17 protein-coding genes are annotated in these 14,289 nt (G+C 62.9%); 8 read left to right on the top strand and 9 right to left on the bottom strand.

Translation table 11 applies throughout. The features are described 5' to 3' along the window. Positions 1-270 precede the first annotated feature (270 nt). Positions 271-654: a hypothetical protein gene (locus BN1233_RS12315; RefSeq protein ID WP_046863968.1), complete on the top strand. Its 384-nt coding sequence runs from the start codon at positions 271-273 to the stop codon at positions 652-654. A gap of 111 nt (positions 655-765) precedes the next feature. Here the strand turns inward: BN1233_RS12315 and BN1233_RS12310 are convergent, their stop codons facing one another. Further along, on the bottom strand, positions 766-2,562 hold the full coding sequence (locus BN1233_RS12310; RefSeq protein WP_425311707.1) for a DEAD/DEAH box helicase: 1,797 nt from the start codon (positions 2,560-2,562) through the stop codon (positions 766-768). Between the two features lie 18 nt (positions 2,563-2,580). Further along, a complete protein-coding gene (locus BN1233_RS12305) occupies positions 2,581-2,907 on the bottom strand; it encodes a hypothetical protein (RefSeq protein ID WP_046863787.1) in 327 nt (108 codons plus the stop codon). Positions 2,908-3,256: 349 nt separating this feature from the next. On the opposite strand from BN1233_RS12305, the gene BN1233_RS12300 reads away from it, so the two are divergent. Beyond that, positions 3,257-4,495: an SAM-dependent methyltransferase gene (locus tag BN1233_RS12300; RefSeq protein WP_046863786.1), complete on the top strand. Its 1,239-nt coding sequence runs from the start codon at positions 3,257-3,259 to the stop codon at positions 4,493-4,495. Positions 4,496-4,649: 154 nt separating this feature from the next. Here the strand turns inward: BN1233_RS12300 and BN1233_RS12295 are convergent, their stop codons facing one another. The 3 genes from BN1233_RS12295 to BN1233_RS12285 all read right to left on the bottom strand — a co-directional run bounded on the left by BN1233_RS12295 (position 4,650) and on the right by BN1233_RS12285 (position 6,746). After that, entirely contained in the window at positions 4,650-5,192 is a 543-nt protein-coding gene (locus tag BN1233_RS12295) for a sigma-70 family RNA polymerase sigma factor (protein WP_046863785.1), read from the bottom strand. Beyond that, positions 5,182-5,439 (bottom strand): NepR family anti-sigma factor, encoded by a 258-nt coding sequence (locus BN1233_RS12290; protein ID WP_244470686.1) that lies wholly within the window; start codon positions 5,437-5,439, stop codon positions 5,182-5,184. The genes BN1233_RS12295 and BN1233_RS12290 overlap by 11 nt, the downstream gene beginning before the upstream one ends. A gap of 302 nt (positions 5,440-5,741) precedes the next feature. Next, positions 5,742-6,746: an alpha/beta hydrolase gene (locus tag BN1233_RS12285; RefSeq protein ID WP_244889825.1), complete on the bottom strand. Its 1,005-nt coding sequence runs from the start codon at positions 6,744-6,746 to the stop codon at positions 5,742-5,744. A gap of 156 nt (positions 6,747-6,902) precedes the next feature. On the opposite strand from BN1233_RS12285, the gene BN1233_RS12280 reads away from it, so the two are divergent. After that, positions 6,903-7,760, top strand: coding sequence for an SDR family oxidoreductase (locus tag BN1233_RS12280; RefSeq protein WP_046863782.1), 858 nt, complete (start codon positions 6,903-6,905; stop codon positions 7,758-7,760). A gap of 128 nt (positions 7,761-7,888) precedes the next feature. Here BN1233_RS12280 and BN1233_RS12275 read toward each other — a convergent pair whose 3' ends face one another. After that, a complete protein-coding gene (locus BN1233_RS12275) occupies positions 7,889-8,092 on the bottom strand; it encodes a hypothetical protein (protein ID WP_046863781.1) in 204 nt (67 codons plus the stop codon). A 206-nt stretch (positions 8,093-8,298) separates the two neighbouring features. Here BN1233_RS12275 and BN1233_RS12270 point away from each other — a divergent pair, with 206 nt between their 5' ends. Continuing rightward, the gene (locus BN1233_RS12270; protein ID WP_046863780.1) at positions 8,299-8,481 is read left to right on the top strand and encodes a DUF1328 domain-containing protein; all 183 of its coding nucleotides are present in this window, start codon (positions 8,299-8,301) and stop codon (positions 8,479-8,481) included. Between the two features lie 72 nt (positions 8,482-8,553). Here the strand turns inward: BN1233_RS12270 and BN1233_RS12265 are convergent, their stop codons facing one another. Further along, entirely contained in the window at positions 8,554-9,102 is a 549-nt protein-coding gene (locus tag BN1233_RS12265) for a sigma-70 family RNA polymerase sigma factor (protein ID WP_074078291.1), read from the bottom strand. After that, complete coding sequence (locus BN1233_RS12260; RefSeq protein WP_046863779.1) at positions 9,099-9,326, bottom strand: NepR family anti-sigma factor; 228 nt, start codon at positions 9,324-9,326, stop codon at positions 9,099-9,101. Before BN1233_RS12260 ends, BN1233_RS12265 begins: the two co-directional genes overlap by 4 nt. A gap of 178 nt (positions 9,327-9,504) precedes the next feature. Here BN1233_RS12260 and BN1233_RS12255 point away from each other — a divergent pair, with 178 nt between their 5' ends. The 4 genes from BN1233_RS12255 (at position 9,505) to BN1233_RS12240 (ending at position 13,496) form a co-directional block, all read left to right on the top strand. Continuing rightward, positions 9,505-10,305 carry a response regulator gene (locus BN1233_RS12255; RefSeq protein ID WP_046863778.1) on the top strand — a complete coding sequence of 267 codons (801 nt, stop codon included), beginning with the start codon at positions 9,505-9,507 and terminating at the stop codon, positions 10,303-10,305. A 326-nt stretch (positions 10,306-10,631) separates the two neighbouring features. Continuing rightward, positions 10,632-11,108 (top strand): hypothetical protein, encoded by a 477-nt coding sequence (locus BN1233_RS12250; protein ID WP_046863777.1) that lies wholly within the window; start codon positions 10,632-10,634, stop codon positions 11,106-11,108. Positions 11,109-11,343: 235 nt separating this feature from the next. Next, complete coding sequence (locus tag BN1233_RS42815; protein ID WP_048707862.1) at positions 11,344-12,201, top strand: PRC-barrel domain-containing protein; 858 nt, start codon at positions 11,344-11,346, stop codon at positions 12,199-12,201. Positions 12,202-12,944: 743 nt separating this feature from the next. Next, entirely contained in the window at positions 12,945-13,496 is a 552-nt protein-coding gene (locus BN1233_RS12240) for a hypothetical protein (RefSeq protein WP_046863776.1), read from the top strand. A 102-nt stretch (positions 13,497-13,598) separates the two neighbouring features. Here the strand turns inward: BN1233_RS12240 and BN1233_RS12235 are convergent, their stop codons facing one another. Then, entirely contained in the window at positions 13,599-13,793 is a 195-nt protein-coding gene (locus BN1233_RS12235; RefSeq protein ID WP_046863775.1) for a con-10 family general stress protein, read from the bottom strand. Positions 13,794-14,289 lie beyond the last annotated feature (496 nt).

Raw genomic sequence — 14,289 nt, 5'->3', positions numbered from 1 at the left:
GGATCACAATTGCACGCTGAATCGGACTTCCTGCCGCTGTAACTCCGGCACGGCTGACAAGGACGGAGTCCAGTGGGTCTGGCCTGATGCGCACGGGGTCCGGGCGTGACACAGCACCGAAAGATAAAGAGCACGACAGATTGCCGCCTCGCGTGCGTTCCGAGATCGAAAACCCATCTCGCCTCGAGACATTGCGCGGCCACGGACCCGCAGCCCCTCCCAAGACACATGCGCGACCAGGCCGTGATGACCGGCGATGGAGATAAGACGATGACGAAGCATGCGCTGGCAGCCCTTGCTCTGGGGGTCGGAATGATGAGCTTTGGCGTTTCCGAGGCCGCATCGGACAAGGATCGCTTCAATGATGTCTGGAGCGTTCAGATGGTCACGGACTCGGGCCTCTGCGACAGGACTTATGGCTATACGCTGGCGATCGATAGCGGCGACGTACGGTATATTCCGGCGCCAGGCGATGCTCCTACGAAAGTCACCGGGCAGGTCAACCCGGACGGCTTGGTCGACCTCGATTTCCGGCGCAGCATCGCCAAGGCAGATGCAACCGGACACCTCAAGCTCAATCGCGGCTCGGGCTCTTGGAAGCTCAACATGCTCGGCTGCTCGGGCCGGTGGGTCGCGCAGCGTCGGACGACCTGATGGTCTATCGGTCCCTATCCTGGCCGGAGGAATCGATCAGGAGTCGACTGGCGAGGAAATTCCGTGACGGTTTTCGATGATCTCGAACCGTCACGCCTCCAGTGCGGCGCTCTAGCGCTTGTTTCGCTTCGGTTTTGAGGGAGGTGCCCCCTTCCGCGAGGGCTTTTCGCTGCCGGAGCGGCGCTTCGACCCATCACCCTTTCGGGGGGCACGCCCTTCCCCGGGGGCTGCCGGCTCGATTCGAATATCCTCGTCGTCGGGTGTCCGCGCGGCGGAGGCGGCAAACCGGGCCGCGGCGTGCTCGGCGATTTCGAACTTCGTATCGCGATCGAAGATGCGGATCGTGCCGACATCCTTCCTGGTCACGTGTCCCAGCCGGCAGATGACCGGCAAGATCCAGCGCGGGTCCGCGTTGTTGCGGCGCCCCACATTCATCCGGAACCACACCGTATTGCCGACGTCGGGCCCGCGCTGGGCGCCTCCGTCTCGGCCGCGGGTCTCGCGTTTCTCCCGACCGGCGCGATCCTCCTCGGATCTGCGCCGCCCCCGCCTGTCGTCCTGCGCTTTCGAATCCGCCTCGAAGAGTTCCTCCGGCGCGGGCAACTGAGCCCGGTAGAGACGCACCAAGGCAGCAGCGATCTCTTCGGCTGAATGCTCGTCGAGCAAAGCCTGGGCCATCGCGAGATCGTCTTCCTGACCCTCATCGATCGCATTCAATTCGCGACCGAGCCTTTCCTGATCCCGGATGCGGATCTCGTCCGCGGATGGTGGTGGACCCCAATGTGCATCGATGCCTGCCTGCGCCAGCAGGCCCTCGGCGCGCCGTCGTCGGGTATAGGGGACCAGCAGCACGCATACGCCCTTTCGCCCTGCGCGGCCTGTCCGCCCGCTGCGGTGCAGCAGCGTATCGCGGTCGCTGGGGAGATCAGCGTGGATCACGAGGCCGAGGTCGGGAAGATCGATGCCGCGTGCTGCGACATCCGTTGCGATGCAGACGCGGGCGCGCCCGTCGCGCAGCGCCTGGAGCGCCCGTGTCCGCTCCGGCTGCGTGAGCTCGCCCGACAGGGCGACCGCATCGAAACCTCGCTCGAGCAGACTTCCGTGAAGATGTCGCACAGCCTCCCGGGTGTGGCAGAAGACCATGGCCCCTCGAACCTCGAAGAACCGAAGCAGGTTGACGACGGCGTGCTCGATCTCGTTCGGCGCAATCCGAACCGCGCGATACTCGATATCGCCATGGGGCTGGCTCTGGTCGATCGTGTCGATCCGCAGGGCGTTCCGCTGAAAGCGACGGGCCAGCGAGGCGATCTCGCGTGGGATCGTCGCGGAGAAAAGCAGGGTCCGGCGCTCCGGTGGCGTCGCGTCGAGGATGAACTCGAGATCCTCTCGGAAGCCGAGATCGAGCATTTCGTCGGCCTCGTCGAGCACGACCGCCTTGAGCTGAGTTACGTCGAGGCGGCCACGCTCGAGATGGTCTCTGAGGCGTCCGGGCGTGCCAACGACGAGGTGGCAACCGTCGGCAAGCGCCCGTGCCTCACGTCGGATGTCCATTCCCCCGACGCAAGAGGCAACTCGCGCCCCGGCGGGGCCGTACAGCCAGATCAGCTCGCGCTGGACCTGCAGGGCCAGCTCGCGAGTCGGAGCAATGACCAGAGCCAGCGGTTCCGCCGGGCGTTGAAAGCGTTCGGCTCCGTCGAGCAGGGTGGAGGCGAGGGCGAGTCCATAGGCGACGGTCTTTCCAGAGCCGGTCTGAGCCGAGACCAGGAGGTCCCGGCCCTCGGCATCCGGCCGGAGCACGGCTGCTTGCACGGGTGTCGGCTCATGAAAGCCGCGCTCCTGCAACGCGCGCTGTAGGCTTGGATGGGACCCCGCGAAGGCCGTCAGCGGCGCGTCGGGTTGGATATCCACGGTTGAGCCTCACGCGCGTCAGCTGGTGGCGCCGGAATCATCATCCTCATCGACGTCGTCGACCGGCACGAGGAACAGGACGTTGATACCTTCTTCCTCGTCCTCGTCGTCCTCGTACTGATCGTCGTCCTCATCTTCGTCCATGGTGTCGTCGAAGGCTTCGATTTCGTCGTCCGAGGCCGGCCTGACATTGAGGGGCTTCTTGCCGTCCCAAAGAGCCTTTCCGTCGCTCTCCATCTCGAGGAGGTCGTCCTTGAAGGCTTGGCTCTGGAAAAGTTCCCGGGCCTGCGATTCCTCGGCGTCCGTAACGGCGATGGGCTTCCCGTCGATCTCTAGGGTAAACATGGCTGATCCTCTGCAAGAGCCGTTCGCAGCACTAACGCCGAGAGCGCCGGATTGATCGACGAAGGGTAGGCTTTGTGGCGCGGCCTCCCTTACACGGAACTGCGCCCCGGGAAAGAGCCTGCGGTGCAGGCACCTCTGCGGTGAACCAGGCCTCGGGCGACCAACCTACGGTGAAAGGCGCGCTTTCGGCCTGTGGCCTTCTGCTGCGACATACGCGAGCACCCGCCGGCTTCGTCGCGGTGTTCTTGGGGACGCATAAGACGAGCCGTTCGGGGCGCCTGCCCTCGAAGTGCCGCGGTATCATATGCTGGGCTAGTCCCGCCACTGATTCTCCGAGAGCTATTCGCCGATGTTTCTCCTGCCTCATCTCCTACGGCGCTTCGTTCAGGTCGGCCGTCTCGTCGTGATCGATCCGGAGGGCATGCGCCACAGCTTCGGGTCGGGCGGGGAGGGGCCTTCGGTCACGATCCGGTTCACGGACGAGAAGGTCGAGCGCGAGATCTTCCTCAACCCGGAGCTCAAGGCTGCTGAGGCCTACATGGACGGCCGGCTCGTGTTCGAGGACGGCTCCACGGTCTATGATCTTCTTGCCCTGTTCTCGGTCAACCGGAAGAGCCTTGGCGCGCACCCGATTCAGAAGGGGTTGCGTCGTGTTTGGAAGACGTTGCGCGGTGTCCACCAAGCCAATCCTCTCGGCCGGGCCGCGGAGAATGTCCGCGAGCATTATGACCATCCGGCTTCCTTCTATGAGCTCTGGCTCGATCGGCGGATGGCGTATTCCTGCGCTTATTTCGAGCGGCCGGAGCAAAGCCTGGAGGATGCTCAGGTCGCGAAGTTCCGCCATATCGCTGCCAAGCTGAAGCTCGAGCCGGGCATGAAGGTCGCTGAAATCGGCTCCGGATGGGGTGGGCTCGCAATCTATCTTGCGAAGGTCTGTGGAGCGCAGGTCACAGCGATCAACGTCTCCCCAGAGCAGCTCGCGGTATCCCGGCAAAAGGCGGAGGAGGCAGGTGCGGCGGGCGAAATCACCTTTGTCGAACAGGATTACCGGGAACTTGCCGGTCGCTTCGACCGCGTCGTGTCCGTCGGCATGATGGAGCATGTCGGGGTCGCCCATTTCGACGAATATTTTCGGTCCGTCCAACGACTGCTCGAGCCCGACGGCTTCGCGATGATTCATGCGATCGGACGTATGACACCCCCGGGATCGACGGCCCCGTTCATTCGAAAATACATCTTCCCCGGTGGTTATGCACCGGCGCTCTCGGAGGTGTTCGCATCGACGGAGCGCGTCGGCCTCTGGGTTGCGGACTGCGAGATCCTGCGCCTCCACTACTACTGGACCATCAAGCACTGGCGCGAGCGCTTCGAGGTGCGACGGGCCGAAGTCGTCAGGCAGATGGGCGAGCGTTTCGCGCGCATGTGGGAGTTCTATCTGGCTGCCGTGGAACTCGGTTTTTTGAACGGCTCAAACATGGTGTTCCAACTGCTTCTCGCCGAGACGCGCGATGCCGTTCCCGTCACCAGGGACTACATCGTCGAAGAAGAGCGGCGGCTCAGAGAGCTTGAGGGGCAGGCGTCACTCTGACCATGGCGGAGAGTCCGGGTCCTCATCGACCAGTCAGGGCGCCTGCTCTCGGATAGCGGACAAAGGGTTCTATGGTTTCAGCGTTCGCCGGGACGCTCAAACCCCTACAGGTTCGAGCCAATTTAACATCTCCAGACGATTGCCGGGCAGACGATCAGGAAGGAGCCACGATGGCTTTCACGAGGTCATCAGGGCCGATCTCGGAATCGGACTGAACATTCAGGAGCTCGGCCAGACGGGCGCGAGCCCGGTTCACGCGGCTCTTGATGGTCCCGACCGCTACGCCGCAAACGGCCGCCGCCTCTTCGTAGGACAAGCCCTCCGCTCCCACGAGGAGCAGTGCCTCCCGGTGGTCTGCCGAAAGCTTGGCGAGCGCGGCACGGAAATCGTCGAAATCCAGATGAGCCTGTTGCTCCGGATGCGTCTTCAACCGAGCCGCATAGGAGCCGTCGGCGTCCTCTACCTCCCGCCGCTGCTTGCGATACTCCGAGTGGAAGAGGTTGCGGAGGATCGTGAAAAGCCAGGCATTGATGTTCGTTCCGCTCTCGAATCGCTCGGCATTTGACCAGGCCCGCAGGATCGTGTCCTGAACGAGGTCGTCGGCGCGAACCGGATCGTTCGTCAGGGAAATGGCAAAGGCGCGCAGGCTCGGGATCGCACCGAGGATAAGATCCCGGAATGCTGCGTCAGCCTTCATTCCCTCCTCCCGACTCTCCCGACGGGGTGTCCTTCTGTTCGAGCTCAGCCAGGAGCGTGAGCAGCTTGTCGGGGATCGGCTGTCTCAGGAGTTCGGAATACATGGCCTGCAGGCCGGCTCCGATACGCGCCTGGATATGGGGCGCAAGGCCAACCTCCGGGTCATCCTCGCCCGAGCCATTGCCTCCGTTCGTGTTCTCGACGCGCGCCATCCCCTGGTCTGACCATGGTCCCCGGCTTCTCGCCAACGAAACCTCCCACGCCCGGTCTGGTTCCCGACCGGTTCAAGTTTCGATCCCGGCCGATACATCACATGGCCTGCTGTCATCGCGCAACTGGAAGCGCGATGCGCAGGCCTCCGCACGAATGCGACCCAGCCTCCGGGAAGGGCAGTTTCCCAAAGAGTACTGCGCCATTGACCTGAAAGGCGCGGCCGGGATGCCGCGTTTCGGCACCCGGTCGTGCTGGAAAGGGCCCTCGTGCGTCTCCGCGGTTGCTGATCGAGCGCCGCCAGGGCTGCCCGCCGATGACACCGGCAGGGCCGGCGCACTCAGGTGTTCGTGAGCGCCGTCGCAAGGATGGGCAGACTGCGATCCATCCGGTAGTCGGTCGAGGAGTGATTGTCCGGGAATTCCTCGTAGATGTGCGGAACGCCTTCCCGCTCGAGAATCGCATGAAGCCGGCGGGCTCCGTAGACAAGATTGTACTGGTCCTTGGTGCCGCAATCGACGAACAATGCCCTCAGTGACTTCAGCCGGTCCAGGCAGGCAGGATCCTGCACCAACTGAAGCGGGTCCCAGCGCAGCCAGTTCTCCCATCGGTTCGGGATCAACTCGCATGTCCTGAGATCGACAGGGAGGCGAATTCCGAGATAGCTCTCCGGATCCGGATCGAAGGTTGCTGCTTGAGCCAGCAGCAGGATGGTGTGCCAATCGTTGTCCTTCGGCTTGGGGCCCTCCTCGAATTTCCTGATGAAATTCTCGATGGAGAGATCATGCTCGTCGAGGGTGCGCAGCCCGTTGCAGAAGTCGGCGCGGTAGAGAAGTTCGAAGCCCATGTCTCCCGAATGACAGGCCGCGGCATTCCAGACCGTACCCCCGTGCCTCAGGGCATGGACGAGGGCTCCGAATCCACCTGAGCTCTTCCCGAACACCCCGCGCCGGCCGGGGCCGCCGCATCCGAACTGCGCCTCGAGATGTGGCAGCATCTCGGAGACCAGGAAGGTTTCCCACCGGCCGACGGCACTGCTGTCGATGTACTGATTCCCGCCGAGGCGGGTGTAGCAATCCGGAAAGGCGACCACGCCGGGCGGCATGGCGCCCATCCCGATCAGCCTGTCGAGGCGCTCGGGAACGTTCTCACCATAAGCCTTCCAGTTCGTGTGGGCCGGGCCACCGGACGTAAATCCAACCAAGTCGACGAGCAGCGGAAGGCCGCTTCCGGTTTCCTCCGCCGGGACATAGACGTCGACGCGCCGGCGCGTCGGATCCCCGAGCAGGTTGCTGGCGAGAGCTTCGCTCTCGATCCAGAGCGTTTCGACTCGGCCTTGCGGCACTCCGCGCGATCGTCGCATCCAAATTCCCTTCAACGTTCAACCAAGCCGCGAGGTTGCCCGGGGCGTCTCCGGCACGATTCGGAACAGCATAAACCGGGCAACGTTGACCGCCGATTGTGCCCTTTGCCGTGCCTTCCAGCCCAGGAGAATTCTCGCATGAGTTCAGATCAGCAGACCTTGCCTCCACAGACGCAGAGCAATCAACCCGGACGTGAAGCGCCGATGCACCCCAAACCGGCCTACGAACCCCGGTATCCCGGCAGCGGCCGACTCCAGGACCGTATCGCAGTGATTACTGGCGGCGACAGTGGCATCGGCCGCGCGGTGGCGATTCTCTTCGCCCGCGAAGGCGCCGACATTGCAATTCTGTACCTGAACGAAAGCGAGGACGCCCGTGAAACGGCGCGGCTCGTTGAGGCGGAAGGACGCCGCTGCCTGATGATCGCCGGCGACGTTGGAGATCCGGACTTCTGCAAGTCTGCCGTCGGGACGGTGATCTCGAAATTCGGGCGCATCCACGTTCTCGTGAACAACGCAGGTGAACAGCATCCCAAGCCCGAGATCACGGAGATCACCCCCGAGCAGCTGGAGAAAACATTCCGGACGAACATCTTCGGCTACTTCCACATGACGCAGGCCGTCATGCCCCATCTCGAGGGAGGCGCTGCGATCATCAATACGGGTTCGGTCACCTCCTACCGCGGCAGCCCCGAACTTCTCGACTACAGTTCCACGAAAGGCGCCATCATGGCGTTCACCCGTTCGCTCGCGAAGGCGGTCGTGGACAAGGGAATCCGGGTCAACGGGGTCGCGCCCGGGCCGATCTGGACACCCCTGATTCCCTCGACCTTCTCCGCCGAAAAGGTGGCATCATTCGGCGCACAGACACCCATGAAGAGACCCGGGCAACCGAACGAAGTCGCGCCATGCTTTCTTTTCCTGGCTTGCGAGGACTCGTCCTACATCACGGGGACATTTTTGCATCCCAATGGCGGTGATGCGACCGAGAGCTGATCTTCGAGAGACGCCGCTTCTCAGCAAATTTGGCAGGAACCGAGCGTCACGGTCTTCACAAAAAGAGAGCGCCGTGTGCCGGCGCTCTCCATCTGGTCATGTGACCGTTCGTGATTCTGCAAAATCGTTCATCGATGGCGTCGCACGCGTACCGGAATCGGCGCGGGTGCCGCCGATGCCACTGCGAAGCCGGCCATCAAGACACCGATCGAGGCCGTGATCAGGAAGAGAATTTCTGCAAGGGGAATTCCGCTCACCAGACCGGTCGCCGCGAATAGCGCCGAAAACGCGATGAACAAAATGGCAGAGCGCATGGCGACTGGGCGCGTCATGTATACCTCCATTCTGCTCAATAAAACGTCGACATCAATACGCGGTTCCACAAGCCTTCAGCCCCGCCTCAGCAATGGGTTCTTAATGCGGATGAACGGCAACTTCCTGCGGCCTGTGTCTTGGCGTTCGGAACTTCACGGTTCCGCTTGACGTTGTCCAGCCGTCATCAGCTTAGGGCTGATATTCCAAAGCGCGAGGTAATACTATGCTTGGCTGGGCAGTCACTTTCCTGATCATCGCCCTTATAGCGGCGGTATTCGGCTTCGGCGGCATCGCCGGAACGGCGGTCGAGATCGCGAAGCTGATCTTCTTCGTGGCTATCGTGCTGTTCGCGATTTCCGCGGTGATCGGCCTTCTCCGAGGCCGGAGCCCACGCACTCCGCTGTGAATGTGATCCCCTCTGCATTCGAAAAACGCCGCCTGGAAATCCGGGCGGCGTTCGATTCGGCCGAAGCCGAAATCAGAGCGCTGCAGTCTGGAGGGCCGCGCGGGTGGTCCGGTCAGGGCCGAGATCCTCTACCCCATCGACGGCCAGAAGAGCGGCCAGACGCGAACGTGCACGGTTGACGCGGCTCTTGATGGTGCCGACCGCGCAACCACAGATATTGGCAGCCTCCTCATAGGAGAACCCGGACGCACCGACGAGGAGCAGGGCCTCCCGCTGATCTGCCGGGAGCTTGTTGAGTGCCTCGCGAAAATCCTCAAAATCCAGATGTGCGCCTTGTTCCGGTTGAATCTGGAGGCGGCCTGCGAGCGACCCGTCAGGGTCCTCCACTTCGCGGCGTCGTTTCCGGAACTCGGAATGGAAGAGATTGCGCAGGATCGTAAAGAGCCAGGCGTTTAGGTTCGTCCCGCGCTCAAAGCGATCGATATTGGCAAGAGCCCGCAGAAGCGTGTCCTGGACGAGGTCGTCGGCGCGATCGACCTGGCCGCTGAGCGAGATCGCAAAGGCACGAAGGCCGGGAACAGCGGCCAGGAGCGCATCCCGCATTTCGGGATCGACACTCATGCCCGCTTCTCCGCTCCATCGGCGACATCGTCGGATTCCTGGAGTTGCGAGAGGAGATCGGTAAAGCGATCCGGAACCGGCTGCTGGACGAGGTCCGCATACATGGACCGCAGCTTGTCACCGATTCGCGCCTGTGCTGTCCGATCCACCCTTGGAGCGGCTGACACTTTGGGAGCGGGCGCCTGGTCGGGGACTGCCCGAGCCAGCCGATTGTCACGATTCATCCGAAACCCCTTAATCGGCCTTCGGCGAGCTTGGCCGTTTGCTACTGGATTTTGTTCCTGATAACGCGCACTCTCGCTCTCGGTTCCGGCAGCTTGGAACCTTGCTGTGGGAAAGGCGTTGGAACGGGCGTATCATCGCCCGCCAGGGCTAAAGAGCAATCTCTTCAAGGGGACGCGAATGTCGACAGCCCAGCTTGTCGTCCAGCACTTGCCATACCTCCGCCGCTACGCCCGCGCACTCACCGGCAGCCAGATGGCTGGCGACGCTTACGTGGCTGCGACACTCGAAACATTGGTCAGCGAACCGGATACGATCGGGTCGGCCAATGTGAAGGTAGAGCTTTTTCAGGTATTTACCCGGATCTGGAACTCGCTGTCCGTGAATGGGAAAAGCGAGCAGATCCAGCGCGACCTGCCTGCGGAAGTCCGCATCGGGCAGATCACGCCCTTGCCTCGGCAGGCATTTCTTCTGTCCTGCCTGGAAGGATTCTCCGAGGAGGAGACGGCCTCGATCCTCTCCGTTGATACGGAGACCGTCCGCGAACTCGTGGACGAGGCGGGTCGCGAACTTGCCGCAGACATGGCCACGGACATCCTCATCATCGAGGATGAGCCCCTTATTGCCATGGATCTCGAGGCCTTGGTCGAGGGGCTCGGTCATAATGTCACTGGTGTGGCACGTACCCGTACGGAAGCGGTCAAGCTGGCCGGCTCGAAGCGTCCGGGCCTCATTCTGGCCGATATCCAGTTGGCCGATGGCAGCTCGGGGCTCGATGCGGTGAACGACCTCCTCAAGAGCTTCGAGGTGCCTGTGATCTTCATCACGGCCTATCCGGAGCGCTTCCTGACGGGCGAACGGCCGGAGCCAGCATTTCTGATCGCTAAGCCTTTCCAGCCGGCCAATGTCTCGGCCGTGATCAGCCAAGCCCTGTTCTTTCAGCAGAGCGCGCGACGCCGCGAGGTGCGCGCCACCGCCTGATACCCTCCCGCGTGGATCAGCGAAAAAGCCCGGCCGATGTGCCGGGCTTTTGTTTGCAAAGGCAAGCGGCGCTCGAGCGCTCTGCTCAAAAAAGACGGGTCAGAAAACTGACCCGTCTAAGGTTCCGGCCAATGCACAAGGGGAATGCGGGGAGGACCAGGTGGCCGGGTGCTTGAGAAACGTGCGGTCGAAACAAAGGTTCCACAAGAACCCGTCAGAGATTTTTGCTCAGAAAGAATTTGCGGCTACTCGGGCGCTCCAGGAACTGGGCTGTAAATCCCGCGTTGATAAGCCAACCTTTGCTGGAAGCCCGGGGAACTCCCAAGATGTTTGGCGCATCCACAATGCTCGCGGGATTGGCGAGCGCCGCGTTCGTACTGGCCAGTGCAGCGCCGGCGATGGTTCGTCACCAGGTCGGCTCCTCTGAAGCGCTGCCCCGTGGCGACCGGCTCGCAGCTCCGAAGATCGCCGCGCGCGAGCCCGTAGCCAGTACGGAGATCCGGAGCCTGTCCGGAGGGCAGATCATACTTCGAGCCCGCGACGGCAGGCTTCTCTACATGTCGGACCCGATGACCGGGATCACCCGGGTCGCACGGGGCGCCGAGATCCCTCAGATCGTGCTGAAGCCCTCCGGCGGGCCCACGACTCCGCCGAACGACTCCGAGCCTGCCAACAGGACAGATCCGCGTCGTGCGCCAATGCCGATCGGGTGTGAGCGCAGTATAAGCCCTCTCGCGAGTCCTGAAGCGCCCCGAATTGCGCGGCTCTGCCTCGCGAGTCTGGCTACCCCCGCAGGGTCGTGAACTTGCATCGGCCGGATCACGGTTCGCAGATCCGGTAGCTGACGCCTGTCGTGCGGTGCGCAGCCTGAGGTGCAGACTGGTCTTGGGAAAATTCGTACGGAGTTCCGGCCTTCCGCGGGCCGGGGGGTCCGAACCCTCCCCACGGCCGTCAGTCGGAACGTGCACGCCGACGTGGCGTTGAACGCAGGCGCCCATCGGCGCCGTTCGCAATCCAATGTGCTCCAGGAGGTGATGCATGCTGAACAAGCCCATGGCGACCTGCCTCGTAGCGACTGCTCTCGCAGTTGCCCCGGCAATGGCACAGAACGCTCCGCCTCCACCGTCGGGTGCTACGGATCGCCCCCTTGCGGCGGGATCGGGCTCTCCGGCGAAAGGATCGCCCGCAATGCAGCCGAATGCGGCCGGCGGCCCGTCCGTCTCGGGCGGAACTTCCGCAGGCACAACAGCCTCTCCGGCTGCCAGGTCTGCGTCGCCCGCGGGAGCGCCGGCGAGTTCGAGTTCGGCACAACTCGGCGCGCAGAACCGTTTCATGACTCAGTTGCAGCAAAATCAGGTGCTGGCCTCTAAACTCATCGGCACCACCGTCGTCTCGACGAGCAATGAGGCTATTGGCGACGTCAACGACATCGTAATTGATCGCGACGGTCGTGCCTTGGCAGTCGTGATCGGTGTCGGGGGCTTTCTCGGGATCGGCGAGAAGGATGTTGCGGTCGCCATGAGCGAGCTCGAATTCGCGGCGGCTCCGCGTGTTGCACGGTCCGACTCCGGAACAGGCCGGCCGGCCCCCATCAGCACTACGGGCGGTGCCGAGAAACCGGCCACCGAGGCGACGGGCAGCACCGTCGATACTTCCGGGCCTGCTTCGCGTCAGCAGGACACCGCGACCAATCAGGCAACGGCCACGACGGGGAACACCGGCAATAGCGGCCCAAATGCGGGAAGCAGTGCAGCCCCTGGAACGGCGATGAGCAACGGTGCCTCGCCTAATCGGATTGTCCTCCGGATGACGAAGGCGGAACTCGAGGCGGCTCCGGCATTCCGCACGCGCTCCCGCGATGCCGATGGCAGGGCCACGTCCGCTCCGAAGCAATAGTGCCCCAAGGGCATAGGCGCGACCACCTCGCATCCTATTGCGGAGGCCCCGTGATATCCCCGCGAGCCGTCATCCAGATCGGACTGTGAAAGACGCCCGGCTCTTTGCCGGGCGTTCGCTCGTGGCGAGAAGGAATCGACGGCCTGCGCCCAGGACAGCCAGCTTGTCGGGATGAAGGGCGCTGCAGATCGGGACTGCCCGTCGCCACACCTCGATCCGTCGAGGTTGAAAAAGAAGCGCGATCGGAAGGACCGATCGCGCCCGAAAGGTGCTGGCCCGTGGGGGCAGATGTAGGCCAGTTAAGGCCTCAACCCCAATAGAGCAGGAAAGTTCCAGGCCGCTTCTCGCAGCCCGGCCGGGCGAGGTGGTGTCGCGGCAACACGACAGGAACCCCGATTCCGAACGGACGTTGTCCCCGGCGCAAAGAACCCCAGTCACCTCATGGTGGAGGGATCTCACCAGTGACGGATTCACGAGTCTGACATGCTCCGTTTATGCCGGGATTCTCCGTTAGAACTGCAGCGCCCCGGGTCGAGCGCCTACCCGACCGATGAGGCCGACATCTCCTCCCGGTTGAGTGGCGTGATCGCCATGCGGTCGAGCGATGACGTGATCTGCCCGTTCATGGTCGATCGTTACCTTGTCATGCCGTCCCGACAGATCCCTGGAAGCCGCATGCCCAGTGGCAGGCAATAGAGACGCGCAGATGCCTGCAGCCGGTGATCGCGCGACGAGAGGTCGTAATGGTTGAGTCGGTCGCCACTCACGGCGAGAGTGAAACAATATTCTTGCTGTTCCCGCCCGCATTGGTTCCCGTCCTCGACATCTTCCGGGTGCTTGGAAATTTCGAGGAGCACTATGACATCTCGGCTCTCGATACGCTGGAGGAGCGGCTCACCAAGTCGATGAACTCCCAACTCGCCAAGGGGATCGTGTCCGATGCTCTTCTGCTGGCGTTCGGTCTGCGTCGAGAAAGGCGTGAACCGTTGGCCTATGGGCGCCCGGAAACCCGCCGTGGTACGGCGGATGAGGGTCGCCTCATCGATCTTTTGGCTGCTTGCAGCCGGCAAGACTTCGACTTGGCGGAAAGAGTCGCGGCCGGCCTATCGGTCGCTCATTCCAAACCGCTCGTTGCGCTGGCCTACGATGTCGCGCGAAGACTCGAGGCGGCAGGGCTGAAGCTCGATATGCCGGTTCCATGCCGGGCTGTCTCGGCAGATGCACCGGCCAGCAACGAGGTTCACATCGAGCGAGCCTCTGGCCGTTCCGACCTGCGCCTGGTGAGCGACGGCTGAACAAGACCTGCGAACGTCCTTGCGCTGTGTGATGCGGCGCCTAAAGCAAAGGGGCTGCCCATGGGCAGCCCCTTCGATATCGTGCGGCAATGCGCCGAACGACTATTCCTGCGTACTGCTGCGCGGCCCCCCCGAGGCTTGCCCGCCCTTGCGTCCAGCCTCCGAAGCAAGTTCGCGGTCCTGGGAGAAGGAGCGCTTCTCCGCCGGCACGCTCTTTCCCCCCTTACTCGCGATCTCGCGCTGACGCTCCGCGTCCATCGACGCAAATCCGCGCTTCGAGGTCCCGTCGCCTGCCATATCCGCCTCCTTGGCAATTCGACCTAGAGACTTGAACAACCGCGCTCAACTGCCTTGGTTCCGGAAAAACAACTGGGCTTTTCCAAGGATGCCAAGTAGTCGAAAAGCTTAGGGCACCTTCTAAGTACAACCTTTCCGCAAGCTAGGTCGCCGAAAGCTTGGAACCGTCGCTTTTCTCGTCGCGTTGGCGCACCGACCGGCATGTGGAGGCCGAACCTGTTGGTCTTGAGGTCGCGTGAGGCCTGCAGCGCCGCGGTAGCCGCGGGACCGTTCGCAAAATTCGATCTGCCGCTGAGACGTGCAGATCTGTTTGAAAGGGTGTTGACGCATGACCAACAAGGATATGGTTCCACGGCCGGCACCCGGGCCGGCTCCGAAGTCTCCGGACCCGTCGAGAGAGCGGCAAGACAAGCGCGATGACGTGAAGCCTACCAGCCCGCTCATGGATCCGCGGGACTCGCCACAAGTGGAGCCATCACCGGACAGAAAGTAATGG

This window comes from Microvirga massiliensis, from assembly GCF_001006805.1.
Lineage (GTDB): Bacteria > Pseudomonadota > Alphaproteobacteria > Rhizobiales > Beijerinckiaceae > Microvirga > Microvirga massiliensis.
This window is presented reverse-complemented; position numbering and strand designations above follow the sequence as displayed.